Consider the following 13,187-nt stretch of genomic DNA (forward strand, 5'->3'; position numbering starts at 1 on the left):
CTGTGGCGCGTTCTGACTCTGGTGCACTGGCGGCTGACACCCAGCCTGGCCGCACCGTTCTGACATCCGATGAGATCGCCCGGGCGCTGCGCCGGATGGCCCACGAGGTGATCGAGCGCAATAAGGGCATCGACGACCTGGTCGTGCTAGGCATCCCCACCCGTGGCGTCGCACTGGCGGACCGTCTCGCGAGCGCGCTGACAGACGTGGAAGGTCAACCGGTGGCGGTTGGCTCGCTCGACGTGACCATGTATCGCGACGACTTACGCAGCCAGCCCACGCGGGCCGCGCACGCCACACAGATTCCCGACAGCGGCATTGACGACAAGACAGTCGTGCTCGTCGACGACGTGCTCTACTCCGGTCGTACCGTCCGGGCTGCACTCGACGCGCTCGGTGACCTTGGTCGGCCCAAGGCCGTACGCCTCGCGGTCCTGGTGGATCGCGGTCACCGCGACCTTCCGATCCGAGCCGATCACGTTGGCAAGAACCTCCCGACGGCCCAGAGCGAGCGGGTCAGTGTTCGGCTGGTTGAGCACGACGGCACCGAGGACGCGGTACGCATCGAGGATGGTGCGCGATGAAGCACCTGCTGTCCGCGGCGGACCTGTCCCGCGATGAAACCCTCAGCATTCTGGACACCGCACGGCAGATGCATGAGATCCAGCAGCGGGACGTCAAGAAGTTGCCCGCGTTGCGTGGTCGGACGGTCGTCAATCTGTTCTTCGAAGACTCGACTCGCACCCGCAGTTCGTTCGAGATCGCCGGAAAGTGGCTGTCCGCGGACGTCATCAATGTTTCGGCAAAAGGGTCCTCGGTCAGCAAGGGGGAGTCACTACGAGACACCGTCCTGACCGTGGGCGCGATGGGCGTCGACGGCATGATCATTAGGCATCACGCCAGTGGGGCGCCGCTGCAGGTATCCCAGTGGGTTGACGCTTCGGTGATTAACGCTGGCGACGGAATGCACGAGCACCCTACCCAGGCATTGCTTGATGCCTACACGATGCGGGAGCGCCTCGGCGACTTGGCAGGCAAGCACGTCGCGATCGTCGGCGACCTGACGCATTCACGGGTGGTGCGATCCAACCTGATGTTGCTGCGCACCCTGGGCGCACAGGTGACCTTGGTCGCGCCGCCGACACTGATGCCGAGCGGCATCACGACCTGGGCGGGTAGCGATGGCTTCGCGGTGACCTACGACCTTGACGCCACGCTTCCTCAAGTGGATGCCCTCATGATGTTGCGGGTCCAGCGGGAGCGGATGTCCGGCGGTTTCTTTCCCACTCCCCGCGAATACACCGTGGGCTTTGGGCTGACCCGAGATCGTCTCCGAACCCTCCCGGATCACGCGGTGATCTGTCACCCCGGTCCGATGAACCGCGGCCTAGAGATCGCCGCAGATGCCGCTGACGAGGGTCGCTCGGTGATCCTTGATCAGGTTTCTGCAGGCGTCGCCGTCCGAATGAGCGTGCTTTACCACCTGCTTGCAGGCGGCGAAAGCTGATGGGAGACAACGTGATCGATACTCCAAACGTCCTGCTCATTCGGGGCGCCGATGTCCTTGGCGAGGGACGCACCGACCTCCTGCTTCAAGAGGGCCGCATCGTCGACTCCGGGTCGCTCGGTGCGCCGCCCGACGCGGAAGTCATCGACGCCGATGGACTCGTGGCGTTGCCGGGGCTGGTCGACCTGCACACCCACCTGCGCGAGCCGGGTCGAGAAGACGCCGAGACCATCCGTACCGGGTCATCGGCGGCCGCCGCGGGCGGCTTCACGGCGGTGCTCGCTATGGCAAACACCAGTCCGGTCACGGACACGGCGGAGGCGGCCGAGCGGGTGTGGGATCTGGGCCAGGCCAGTGGCCTGGTGGATGTGCAGCCCATTGGTGCGGTGACCAAAGGCTTGGCTGGCGAAGAACTTGCCGAGCTCGGACTCATGGCGCGATCGCGCGCGTCGGTTCGAGTGTTTAGCGACGATGGCAAATGCGTCCACGACGCTCGACTGATGCGGCGGGCGCTCGAATACGTCAAAGCCTTCGATGGGGTGGTCTCCCAGCACGCTCAGGAACCGCGCCTGGCCGATGGGCAAGCGTGCTGTCACGAGGGTGAACTGTCCGGTCGACTCGGACTGCCGGGATGGCCAGGCGTTGCCGAAGAGGTGATCGTTGCCCGCGACGTCATGCTGGCGCGGCATACGGGATCGCGCGTGCACATCGCGCATGTCTCCACCGCTGGGTCGGTTGAGGTGATCCGGTGGGCCAAAGCCCAGGGCATCGCGGTGACCGCCGAGGTGACGCCGCACCATCTGCTGCTGACCACGGACCTGCTGACCGGATACGACCCCACCTTTAAGGTCAACCCGCCCCTTCGCCCCGAGGAGGACGTTGAGGCGTTGCGAGAGGCGCTTGCGGACGGAACCATTGACGCGGTGGCCACGGATCACGCACCGCACGCCCGCCACGACAAGGAGCATGCCTTTGCAGAGGCGGCCTTCGGCATGCTGGGACTCGAGCAGGCGCTATCGGTCGTGAGCACGGTGATGGTGGAGCCGGGACGGATGACCTGGAGCCAGGTGGCTCAGGTGATGTCCAGTCGACCAGCCGAGATTGCCGGACTTGACGGCCACGGAATCGCGCTCGCCAAGGACTCGCCAGCGACGCTGACATTGATCGACCCGACAGCGACCTATGTCGTGAATCGGGAACATTCGCAGTCACTTTCGCGCAACAACCCTTGGCATGGGCGCGAGTTGACCGGCCGGGTGCAGGCTACCTTCCTGCGCGGGCGCCAAACATTCACTCAAGGAAAGGTGCTCGCGTGACGAGCTATGTCGAGCGCAGCCGGGCCGTGCTGGTTCTGGAAGATGGTCGCGTCTTTGAAGGTCGGTCCTATGGTGCAGTGGGCACGACATCGGGGGAGGCTGTCTTCTCCACTGGCATGACGGGCTACCAGGAAACGTTGACTGACCCGAGTTACCACCAGCAGGTCGTGGTCATGACCGCGCCGCACGTCGGTAACACTGGCGTCAACGACGAGGACGCCGAGTCGCGCCGCATCTGGGTCGCGGGTTATGTGGTGCGAGATCCCGCGATTCGTCCGTCTAACTGGCGCTCGGTGCGCACCCTCGAGGACGACCTCCGAGAGCAGGGAGTCGTCGGTATCTGCGATATCGATACGCGCGCCCTGACCCGCCACTTGCGTGAGCGTGGCGCGATGCGGGTGGGAATCTTCAGCGGAGCGGATGCCGAGCGTCGTACCAGGGAACTGGTTCAGGATGTCCAGCGATCACCGGAGATGGCCGGTTCGGAGTTGGCCTCGGAGGTCTCGACACGCGAGGCCTACGTCGTACCCGCCGTCGGCTCGAAGAAGTTCACGGTGGCCGCTGTGGACCTGGGCATTAAGGCCATGACCCCACAGCGCATGGCCGAGCGTGGCATCGAGGTCCACGTCCTACCAGCGGACGTGAGCTTCGAAGCCATCCGCGAGCTGGAACCCGATGGGGTGTTCTTCTCCAACGGCCCGGGGGATCCGTCGACGGCACCTCAGGTCGACCTGCTGCGCGACGTACTCGATGCCCGGATTCCGTTCTTTGGCATCTGCTTCGGCAACCAGATCCTAGGTCGCGCACTGGGCTTTGGCACCTTCAAACTCAAGTACGGTCACCGCGGGATCAATCAGCCGGTGATGGATCGCTCGACCGGCAAGGTCGAAGTCACAGCCCACAACCACGGGTTCGCGGTGGACGCACCGCTCGATGGCGATGTGACGGCCCCTGCTGACGCCGAGGATGGTCGCTCCTATGGGCGCGTTCGCGTCAGTCATGTCTGCCTTAACGACGACGTGGTCGAGGGCCTCGAATGCCTTGATATCCCTGCGTTCTCGGTGCAATACCACCCGGAGGCTGCAGCCGGGCCGCATGATGCCGCCTACCTATTTGATCGGTTCGTTGACGTCCTGGAAGGACAGCGTGTGAAGTCAGAGAGTGGTGCCCGCTGATGCCGAAGAGTGACGACATCAAGAGCGTGCTGGTGATCGGTTCTGGCCCGATCGTCATCGGGCAGGCGTGCGAGTTTGACTACTCCGGCACGCAGGCGTGCCGGGTGCTTCGCGAGGAAGGCATTCGCGTCGTCCTGGTCAACTCCAACCCGGCCACGATCATGACGGACCCGGAGTTTGCTGACGCGACCTACGTCGAGCCCATCACCCCGGAGATGATCGAACAGATCATCGCCAAGGAGCGTCCCGACGCCGTCCTCGCGACCCTGGGTGGACAGACAGCGCTGAACGCGGCGATCGCCCTGCACGACAGTGGAATCCTCGAGAAGTACAATTGCCCCCTCATCGGTGCCAGCGTTGAAGCCATTCAACTGGGCGAGGACCGGGAACGCTTCAAGGGCGTCGTCGAACGATGCGGTGCCGAGTCAGCACAGTCGATCATTTGCAACGCGAACGAGGCCCCAGCCGGAGCCTCGGCGCACGAAAAGGTCGAGTTCGCGCTGGAGCGGACGCTTGCTGCCGCGGACACGCTGGGTTATCCCGTGGTGGTACGTCCGTCGTTCACCATGGGCGGCCTCGGCTCTGGATTCGCCTACACCCCAGAAGAATTGCGCCGCATGGCAGGCGCAGGGCTGCAAGCCAGCCCGACCACCGAAGTGCTCCTTGAAGAGTCGATTCTTGGCTGGAAGGAGTACGAACTGGAGGTCATGCGCGACCACGCTGACAACGTGGTGGTCGTATGTTCCATCGAGAATCTGGACCCCATGGGGGTGCACACCGGCGACTCCATCACGGTCGCCCCGGCGTTGACGCTCACCGACCGTGAATACCAGCGCCTGCGTGACATCGGTATCGCCGTCATCCGCGAGGTTGGAGTGGAGACTGGCGGCTGCAACATTCAGTTCGCGGTGAACCCTGCGGACGGGCGAATCATCGTCATCGAAATGAACCCACGGGTCTCTCGGTCGAGCGCGCTGGCTTCAAAGGCGACTGGATTCCCGATCGCCAAGATCGCGGCGAAGATGGCGATCGGCTACACCCTCGATGAGGTGCCCAACGACATCACGAAAGAAACCCCGGCATCCTTCGAGCCCACGCTCGACTATGTCGTGGTGAAGGTCCCGCGGTTTGCCTTCGAGAAGTTCCCGGCTGCCGACCCCACGCTGACGACGACCATGAAGTCGGTGGGTGAGGCGATGGCGATCGGGCGGAACTTCACCGAGGCGTTCCAGAAGGCACTGCGCTCGAGCGAGCGTAAGGACTCCACGTTCCACTGGGGCCCCGACTCCCGACCGACGACCGAGATGGCACGAGCCCTCTTGGAGGAAGCGCAGGTTCCCACTGACGGCCGAATCCTGTTGGTGCAGCAGGCACTTCGCGGAGGACTGTCAGTTGAGGAAGTCTTCGAGGCGACCAAGATTGACCCGTGGTTCCTCGACCAGATGCAACTCATCAACGACGTCGCGGAGCAGATCGCGCAGACCCAACAGCTCACCGCGGACACGTTGAAACTCGCCAAACGGCACGGCTTCAGCGACGCCCAAATCAGTCAACTCTCGAAGACGCCCGAGGCCGTGGTGCGCGGTGTTCGGCATGCCTTGGGTATCCGGCCGGTCTACAAGACCGTTGATACCTGCGCTGCCGAGTTCGCGGCCCAGACGCCGTACTACTACTCCTCCTACGACGAGGAGTCTGAGGTGCTGCCGCGAGAGCGACCCGCCGTCATCATCCTGGGCTCTGGGCCCAACCGCATCGGGCAGGGCGTGGAATTCGACTACTCCTGTGTCCACGCGTCATTCGCGTTGCGCGACCAGGGCTTTGACACCGTCATGGTCAACTGCAACCCAGAGACCGTGTCCACCGACTACGACACCTCCAGCAGGCTCTACTTCGAGCCGCTGACCCTGGAGGACGTCCTCGAGGTCGTGCACGCCGAGCGGGCCGCCGGGCCGATCGCGGGCGTGATCGTTCAGCTGGGCGGTCAAACCCCGCTGGGTCTGGCCCGCGCATTGAAGGCCGAGGGAGTGCCGATTGTCGGTACATCTCCTGAGGCGATCGATCTCGCGGAAGATCGGGGAGCCTTTGGCCGCGTGCTCGCTGAGGCCGAGCTGCCCGCGCCGCGGCATGGCATGGCATACAGCGCGGATGAGGCGGTCGAGGTCGCCAAGGAGATTGGCTTCCCGGTCCTGGTACGCCCCTCCTACGTCCTGGGTGGACGCGGCATGGAGATCGTCTATGACGATGCCACGCTGAAGGATTACGTCACCCGGGCCACGACGGCCTCACCGGAATACCCGGTGCTGGTCGATCGCTTCCTCGACGAAGCAATCGAGATCGACGTCGACGCGTTGTACGACGGCCAAGAGATGTACCTCGGCGGAATCATGGAGCACATCGAGGAAGCCGGAATCCACTCCGGTGACTCAGCCTGCGTGCTGCCCCCCGTCACTCTCGGGCAGGGCGAGCTCGACCGCGTTCGTCGCTCCACCTTGGCCCTGGCCGAGGGAATTGGTGTACGTGGCCTCATGAATGTGCAGTTCGCCTTGGCGCAGGACGTGCTCTATGTGTTGGAGGCCAACCCTCGCGCCAGCCGCACCGTGCCGTTCGTGGCCAAAGCGACTGGGGTGCAGGTCGCGAAGGCTGCAGCACGCATCATGCTGGGCAGTTCGATCCAGGAGCTGCGTGACGAAGGCATGCTGCCGCCCTCCGGTGATGGTGGCGCCATGCCGGTGCACGCGCCGGTCAGCGTCAAGGAGGCGATTCTGCCGTTCAAGCGGTTCCGCACTCGGGAAGGTGCTGTCGTCGACACCTTGCTCGGACCAGAGATGCGAAGCACCGGCGAAGTCATGGGCATTGACGCTGACTTCGGTACGGCTTTTGCCAAGAGCCAACTCGGATCAGTGACCGGTCTGCCAGAAAAGGGAACAATCTTCGTGTCGGTAGCCAACCGGGATAAGCGAGCCATGATCTTCCCCGTGAAGCGGCTGGCAGACCTCGGGTTCCGGTTGCTTGCGACCTCTGGCACCGCAGATGTTTTGCGGCGCAACGGCATTCGGGCAGAGGTCGTGCTCAAGCAGCATGAGACGGTTCGTGGTGAGGGTCAGGAATCGATCGTTGACCACATCCTGGCGGGCGAGGTCGACATGGTGTTCAACACCCCGTCGGGTCAAGATGCCCGGGCAGATGGTTACGAGATTCGGGCCGCTACGACGAGCATGGACAAGCCGATCATCACGACGGTTCAGCAACTGGGCGCCGCAGTGCAGGGCATTGAAGCGAGCCGAGCGGGCACGCCCGGTGTGAAGTCGCTGCAGGAGCATGCACGAGACCTGGATCTGTTTGGTCGCAACGGAACTGGCGAGCCCAACGAATGACCACCGCCGTCGCTGGCGAACTCATCGCGACGCGTAAGGCGGGTGCGTTCACCCTCCTGACCTTCGTGGCTCCCGGCGTTGGCGAATCGGCGCGGCCCGGACAGTTGGTGTCGGTGGCTGTTGGCGACGCCTCAACCGCGTTGGTCGCACGTCGCACCCTGCCACTGCGCGGCGTGACGCCCAGCGGGACCTATGGAGGTACGGCAGAGGTTGTGGTCGATGCCGAACGCGACCCAGGGGAGAGGTGGTTGGCGGATCGCCGGGTTCACGACGAGGTACACCTCATCGGTCCCCTGGGTCGGCCGTTTCCGTTGCCACAGCAGTCCGTCCCCTGCCTCCTGGTTGGCGTAGACACGGCGGCGGCCTCGCTAACCTGGCTCGCGCGGGCACTGCGCGATCGGGGCTGCGCGGTTGACCTGGTGATTGCCGGTGCCGATGACCGCCATCTGCTCGACGTCATCGAAGCTCGTCGACTCGTCGGCAATGTGACTGCGGTGACACCAGACTCGGGCGGCCACGCCGGAGCGCAGCGATCCCTGCGGAAGGCGGTGCGCGATGGCATCCGCAGGCAGGACTCCGCCATTGTCTATGCATCTGCTGGCGCTCGTGATCTCGCGCAGATCGTGGCGGTGGCCGACGAACTTCACGTCGTGGCGCAAGTATCGGTCCATGAAGACATGCCATGCGGAACTGGTTTATGTCAGGCATGCCTCGTGCCGGTCCGAGATCGCGACCTGACGGTTCACAGCATCCGGGCGTGTTCCGACGGACCGGTCGTGCGCGGCGACCGCGTGGTCTGGGACCAGTACCTCGACGGGTTGGGCGAGGTCGTCTCATGACGGCCATCAAGCCATCGCTAGCCGTCAACACCGCTGGGTTGGACCTGGCCTTGCCGATCATGGCCGCCGCCGGGTGTGGTGGATTCGGCCAAGATCTCGCCCGGCTCGGAGTGCTCAGCCACCTGGGCGCGTTGGTGACCCCGTCCATTAGCGCCCGATCGCACGCGACGGCGCATCGCGTCCGACTCCAGGAAGCACCCAGCAGTTTGGTGTTACCGACGGACTGGCCCAGTGTCGGGACGAACTCGCTCAAGGCTGACGCGCTGCCCTGGGACGTGGAGGGCGCCGTACCCGTGGTGGCGTCGCTCGTCGGCACCACGAGCAACGAATTCGGATCTGCAGCAGCTGGTTTGCGTCGCCAGACCGCGTTGCGTCACATCATGGGGGTCGAGGTCAACCTCGGCTGCCCCGACGCAACAAATCGCGGAATTCCGTTCTCGCACGCCGATTTTGCCGCGACGAAGGTGGTTTCCCGAGTCCGCGAGGAGCTGCCGCGCGACATCCCGGTCATCGCCAAGCTGAGCGCGGACGTGAGCGATCTCGTCGCGATCGCCCGTGGGTGTGTGAAGTCCGGCGCAGCAGGAATTGTGGTGACGGGGCCGCTACGGGCCCTGGCCATGAGCGGAACCCGACTGTCGCTGCCTGCTGAATCTACCGGCTTGGCCGGGCCTGCCCTGCTGCCGGTGACGCTCCGAGCCGTGTACGACCTGACGCGCGCCATCCGCGAGGGGCGGCTTCCGTCGGTCGCGGTCATCGCCGTCGGCGGCATCTCGACCGGCCAGCAGGTCGCCCAAGCCATGGCGGTGGGTGCCTCAGCCGTGCAAGTTGGCACCGCGCTGATTCATGACCCGGGCTCACTGGCCACACTTGCCCAAGACCTGTCAGCAGTCCTGACCGCCCACGACCTGACGGATGTCCGCGATCTGGTGGGGTTGGCCCACACCTGATGAATCTGGGCTCAGACCGAAGGAGAGATACGTGATCGACGCAAGCCAGGCCTACGGCGCTCGATTGGGCGCGGCCGTGGATGCTCACGGCCCGCTCTGCGTGGGTATCGACCCACACGCCGGTTTGTTGAAGGCCTGGGGGCTGACCGACGACCTAGACGGGCTTCGGCGCTTTTGTGACACGGTGGTGGAGTCGTTGGCGGGACAGGTCGCACTGGCCAAACCGCAATCAGCCTTCTTCGAGCGGCACGGAGCGGGCGGGGTCGCCGTGTTGGAGCACACGCTGGCGATGCTGCGTGAGGTGGGAGTACTCAGCCTGCTTGACGTCAAGCGAGGCGATGTCGGGTCGACGATGGATGCCTACGCCGAGGCCTACCTCGCCGAGGATTCGCCGTTGCGCGCGGATGCGATCACGCTCAGCCCGTACCTGGGTGTCGGCTCCCTGCAGCCAGCATTTGACCTTGCGGACCAGACCGGCCGGGGAGTGTTTGTCCTGGCCTTGACCTCGAACCCCGAGGGCGCGTCCGTGCAGCGGGCCAGCCTGGACGGCATCAGCGTTGCGGGCTCGGTCATCGAGGCCGTGACCGCGCGCAACGTCCGGGAGCGCAGCGCGGGCAGGTTCGGCAGTACAGGGATGGTCGTGGGGGCGACCACCGGCAAGCACATCGCCGACCTGGGTCTCGGGGAAGCGTTGGCGGCTTCGCGCGCACCATTACTCGCCCCCGGCTTGGGCGCCCAGGGCGCGGATGTCGACGACCTCGATCGCGGCTTCGGTTCGGCGTACCCCTTGGTGCTGCCGTCTTCCTCGCGGGGAATTCTTGAGGCAGGTCCCTCGCCTGCGGGACTGCGCGCCGCCATCAGACGACAGGCCGATGACCTCCAGGGTTGAGGTGAGGCACGCTCTGCCATAGTCACCACCATGGATCAACGGGTCTCCTTCATCACCCTCGCCGTGCGCGACCTCGCCGAGTCACGGCGGTTCTATGTCGATGGGCTTGGATGGAACCCGGAGTTGGAGGAGCCGGGGGAGGTCTTGATGTTCCGTGCGGGGCCGCAACTGATCTTGTCGCTTTGGGTTCGCTCGGAGTTTGCCCGCGAGGTAGGCGAACCCTACGACGGCCGAGGCATCGTACCGATCACCCTCTCGCACAACGTTTCTCGCCCGGAGGAGGTGGACGCGATTTTGGTGGATGCGCAACGGGCGGGTGCCTCAGAGGTGGGCGCCGCTCAAGAACGTGCGTGGGGTGGCTACACCGGGTACTTCGCTGACCCGGACGGTTTCCGTTGGGAAGTGGCCCACAACCCAGGTCCGATTGGTCTGTCTGTCCTTCCGACCTGAGCCGACCCAACCCCGCGTTGCTCGCTTCTGGCGGACTCGCTAGGTTCGAGCGAACACCGTCGACGGTGTCGAGATGGTGACGCGCACGGTCGCGTCGGCAGGTGACGACAGGAGGAGTTGGACTCGTGGCACTTCCTTCACTGACCCCCGAGCAACGCGCGGAGGCATTAGAGAAGGCTGCCAGGGCTCGGCGTGAGCGGGCAGCGGTCAAGAATCGGCTGAAGCACGCCCAGGGTTCCCTGCGCGAGGTGATCGAGAGTGGCAGGACCAACGAGGTCATCGGAAAGATGAAGGTATCCGCCCTGCTGGAGTCCTTGCCCGGAGTGGGCCGGGTACGCGCCCGACACATCATGGCCGAGGTCGGTATCTCGGAGAGCCGGCGCGTGCGTGGACTCGGAGTCAACCAAACGGCCGCCCTCCTCCTCCGCTTCGAGAACCGAGTCTGACCGCCCGTGACCGAGAACAAGGCGATAAACCAGGCGATGGCCCCCGCTACTTCTACCCAGCCGCTGGTTGTCCTCGCCGGCCCCACCGCAGTCGGCAAAGGCACCGTGGCGGCCTATATCCGGGAGAACTATCCCGAAGTCTGGCTCTCGGTGTCCGTGACCACCCGCCACCCACGACCGCGCGAGGTCGACGGGGTGCATTACCACTTCATCTCGCAAGAAGAGTTCGATCGACTCGACGCTGAGGGCGGACTGCTGGAGTCTGCTGTCGTGCACGGGCGTGCGTCATATGGAACACCCCGGCAACCAGTGCTCGACGCCATCGCCGACGGAAGGCTCCCGCTGCTAGAGATTGACCTCCAAGGTGCACGCCAGGTACGGCAGCGGATGCCCGATGCCCACCTGGTCTTTCTCGAGCCGCCTTCATGGGAAGAACTCGTCCGCCGACTGGTGGGTCGGGGCACCGAGACGGAGCAAGAACGCGCGATTCGATTGGCTACCGCCCGGGAAGAACTGGCGGCAAAATCCGAGTTCGACCGCGCCATAGTCAACGACGATGTTCGGCGAGCGGCCGAGGAACTCGTACTATGGATGCGCAACCCCCAACGCGACGAGAGTTGAACACCTGTGTCTGGCACAAAGGCCGCCCCCGAAGGCATCACGAACCCCCCGATCGACGACCTGCTTCAGCTCGCTGACAGCAAGTACGCCTTGGTCATCTACTCAGCTAAGCGCGCCCGTCAGATCAACGCCTACTACTCCCAGCTCTCCGAAGGACTGCTGGAGTATGTCGGGCCGCTGGTCGACTCACAGGTCAACGACAAGCCGTTGTCGGTGTCGCTACGCGAGATCAACGAGCGCCTCCTCACGATGGAGCGCCAGGAAGCCTGAGCCTCGGCTCAGGGCTCCCGCGCAAGCTGAATGCGCATCGTTCTCGGTGTCAGCGGAGGCATCGCGGCGTACAAGGCGTGTCTGCTGCTGCGCCGCCTGTCGGAGCAAGGCCATGAGGTCACGGTCATTCCGACTGAGGCGGCGCTGCGCTTCGTCGGCGAACCAACCTGGGCGGCGCTCTCTGGCCGTCCGGTCCAACACGACGTGTGGACGTCCGTCCACGAGGTGCCGCACGTACGCCTGGGGCAGTCGGCCGACTTGGTCATCGTCGCTCCGGCCACGGCCGACCTGATCGCGAAGGCCGCGCACGGGTTGGCCGACGATTTGCTCACCAACACTCTGCTGACGACGCAGGCGCCAGTGGTGATCGCGCCGGCGATGCATACCGAGATGTGGCAGCACGCGGCGACCCAGGCCAATGTTGCGACCCTACGGGACCGCGGCCTGCACGTGATGGACCCCGCGAGCGGTCGACTCACTGGCTCCGATACCGGGCCAGGCCGGCTCGCCGAGCCCGAAGACATTGAGGCCTTCGCGCTGGCTGCCGTGCAGGAGAGCCTTGGCGCCGGTGGTGCTTCCGCATCATCAGCGCTCGATCTGGCCGGCACCCGGGTGCTGGTGAGCGCCGGTGGGACCCGGGAGCCACTGGATCCGGTGCGCTATCTCGGCAATCGCTCGAGCGGTAAACAAGGGCACGCACTAGCCGAGGACGCTTCGCGCCGTGGTGCCCAAGTCACCCTGGTCACCACCACTGACCGACCGGCCCCAACAGGTGCGGACGTCGTAGGCGTTGAAACCGCGCTCGAGATGCGTGATGCAGTGCTGAGTCGGGCCGCCGACCACGACATCGTGGTGATGGTCGCGGCCGTCGCGGATTTCCGGCCCAAGGCTCGAGTCGACAGCAAAATCAAGAAGACCATTGGCCAGGACGACGCTCCCACCATCGAACTCGTCCGTAATCCGGACATTCTGGCCGAACTCGTGCAACAGCGGGGCGAGGCACGCTTCCCCATCCTGGTGGGCTTTGCCGCAGAGACCGGGGATCGCGACGGGGGAGTGCTCGACCATGCCCGCGCGAAGTTGATTCGCAAAGGCTGTGATCTGTTGGTAGCCAACGAAGTCGGTGACGGCGTGACCTTTGGCCAAGACACCTCCACGGTCCATCTACTACGTCTGGCCCACCCCGATGAGGTGCAGACCATCGGTCCTGCCGATAAGGATGTCGTGGCGCGCGCGGTGTGGGATGTCGCCGTTGAGATGCACTCCTGGTCCTAGACTCGGGAGCATTGCGGTAGCGGAGGCGCAACGTTTCGGGCCTCCTGCTTAGTCAGGTGCAGCTGTTATCCAGCGAAG

General features: G+C 64.8%; 13 protein-coding genes. All 13 read left to right on the top strand.

The window, feature by feature from the left end; all coding sequences use genetic code 11:
- Positions 1–2: 2 nt before the first annotated feature.
- The 13 genes from pyrR to coaBC all read left to right on the top strand — a co-directional run bounded on the left by pyrR (position 3) and on the right by coaBC (position 13,109).
- Positions 3–584: a bifunctional pyr operon transcriptional regulator/uracil phosphoribosyltransferase PyrR gene (gene pyrR, locus F562_RS0104320; protein WP_018155704.1), complete on the top strand. Its 582-nt coding sequence runs from the start codon at positions 3–5 to the stop codon at positions 582–584.
- The gene (locus F562_RS0104325; RefSeq protein ID WP_018155705.1) at positions 581–1,507 is read left to right on the top strand and encodes an aspartate carbamoyltransferase catalytic subunit; all 927 of its coding nucleotides are present in this window, start codon (positions 581–583) and stop codon (positions 1,505–1,507) included. Before pyrR ends, F562_RS0104325 begins: the two co-directional genes overlap by 4 nt.
- The gene (locus F562_RS0104330) at positions 1,507–2,823 is read left to right on the top strand and encodes a dihydroorotase (RefSeq protein ID WP_018155706.1); all 1,317 of its coding nucleotides are present in this window, start codon (positions 1,507–1,509) and stop codon (positions 2,821–2,823) included. The genes F562_RS0104325 and F562_RS0104330 overlap by 1 nt, the downstream gene beginning before the upstream one ends.
- The gene (gene carA / locus F562_RS0104335) at positions 2,820–3,998 is read left to right on the top strand and encodes a glutamine-hydrolyzing carbamoyl-phosphate synthase small subunit (protein ID WP_018155707.1); all 1,179 of its coding nucleotides are present in this window, start codon (positions 2,820–2,822) and stop codon (positions 3,996–3,998) included. The genes F562_RS0104330 and carA overlap by 4 nt, the downstream gene beginning before the upstream one ends.
- Entirely contained in the window at positions 3,998–7,372 is a 3,375-nt protein-coding gene (gene carB, locus F562_RS0104340) for a carbamoyl-phosphate synthase large subunit (protein ID WP_018155708.1), read from the top strand. Before carA ends, carB begins: the two co-directional genes overlap by 1 nt.
- A complete protein-coding gene (locus tag F562_RS0104345) occupies positions 7,369–8,211 on the top strand; it encodes an iron-sulfur cluster-binding protein (protein WP_018155709.1) in 843 nt (280 codons plus the stop codon). The genes carB and F562_RS0104345 overlap by 4 nt, the downstream gene beginning before the upstream one ends.
- Complete coding sequence (locus tag F562_RS0104350; RefSeq protein ID WP_018155710.1) at positions 8,208–9,158, top strand: nitronate monooxygenase; 951 nt, start codon at positions 8,208–8,210, stop codon at positions 9,156–9,158. The genes F562_RS0104345 and F562_RS0104350 overlap by 4 nt, the downstream gene beginning before the upstream one ends.
- 31 nt (positions 9,159–9,189) lie before the next feature.
- Positions 9,190–10,047: an orotidine-5'-phosphate decarboxylase gene (gene pyrF / locus F562_RS0104355; RefSeq protein ID WP_018155711.1), complete on the top strand. Its 858-nt coding sequence runs from the start codon at positions 9,190–9,192 to the stop codon at positions 10,045–10,047.
- 30 nt (positions 10,048–10,077) lie between these two features.
- Positions 10,078–10,497 (top strand): VOC family protein, encoded by a 420-nt coding sequence (locus F562_RS0104360; RefSeq protein WP_018155712.1) that lies wholly within the window; start codon positions 10,078–10,080, stop codon positions 10,495–10,497.
- A gap of 125 nt (positions 10,498–10,622) precedes the next feature.
- Positions 10,623–10,943 carry an integration host factor, actinobacterial type gene (gene mihF, locus F562_RS0104365; RefSeq protein ID WP_018155713.1) on the top strand — a complete coding sequence of 107 codons (321 nt, stop codon included), beginning with the start codon at positions 10,623–10,625 and terminating at the stop codon, positions 10,941–10,943.
- 36 nt (positions 10,944–10,979) lie between these two features.
- A complete protein-coding gene (gene gmk, locus F562_RS0104370; RefSeq protein ID WP_040385422.1) occupies positions 10,980–11,564 on the top strand; it encodes a guanylate kinase in 585 nt (194 codons plus the stop codon).
- Between the two features lie 6 nt (positions 11,565–11,570).
- Positions 11,571–11,834, top strand: a complete 264-nt coding sequence (gene rpoZ, locus F562_RS0104375; protein WP_018155715.1) for a DNA-directed RNA polymerase subunit omega — start codon at positions 11,571–11,573, stop codon at positions 11,832–11,834.
- Between the two features lie 30 nt (positions 11,835–11,864).
- The gene (gene coaBC, locus F562_RS0104380; RefSeq protein WP_018155716.1) at positions 11,865–13,109 is read left to right on the top strand and encodes a bifunctional phosphopantothenoylcysteine decarboxylase/phosphopantothenate--cysteine ligase CoaBC; all 1,245 of its coding nucleotides are present in this window, start codon (positions 11,865–11,867) and stop codon (positions 13,107–13,109) included.
- Positions 13,110–13,187 lie beyond the last annotated feature (78 nt).

The sequence above is a fragment of the Demetria terragena DSM 11295 genome, assembly GCF_000376825.1.
In the GTDB taxonomy this organism is placed as follows: Bacteria; Actinomycetota; Actinomycetes; order Actinomycetales; family Dermatophilaceae; genus Demetria; species Demetria terragena.

Coding starts and splice junctions, on each gene's coding strand:
- F562_RS0104325 (WP_018155705.1), top strand. CDS start 581: ATGAAGCACCTGCTGTCCGCGGCGGACCTGTCCCGCGATGAAACCCTC.
- F562_RS0104330 (WP_018155706.1), top strand. CDS start 1,507: ATGGGAGACAACGTGATCGATACTCCAAACGTCCTGCTCATTCGGGGC.
- carB (WP_018155708.1), top strand. CDS start 3,998: ATGCCGAAGAGTGACGACATCAAGAGCGTGCTGGTGATCGGTTCTGGC.
- F562_RS0104345 (WP_018155709.1), top strand. CDS start 7,369: ATGACCACCGCCGTCGCTGGCGAACTCATCGCGACGCGTAAGGCGGGT.
- F562_RS0104350 (WP_018155710.1), top strand. CDS start 8,208: ATGACGGCCATCAAGCCATCGCTAGCCGTCAACACCGCTGGGTTGGAC.
- F562_RS0104360 (WP_018155712.1), top strand. CDS start 10,078: ATGGATCAACGGGTCTCCTTCATCACCCTCGCCGTGCGCGACCTCGCC.
- gmk (WP_040385422.1), top strand. CDS start 10,980: ATGGCCCCCGCTACTTCTACCCAGCCGCTGGTTGTCCTCGCCGGCCCC.
- coaBC (WP_018155716.1), top strand. CDS start 11,865: ATGCGCATCGTTCTCGGTGTCAGCGGAGGCATCGCGGCGTACAAGGCG.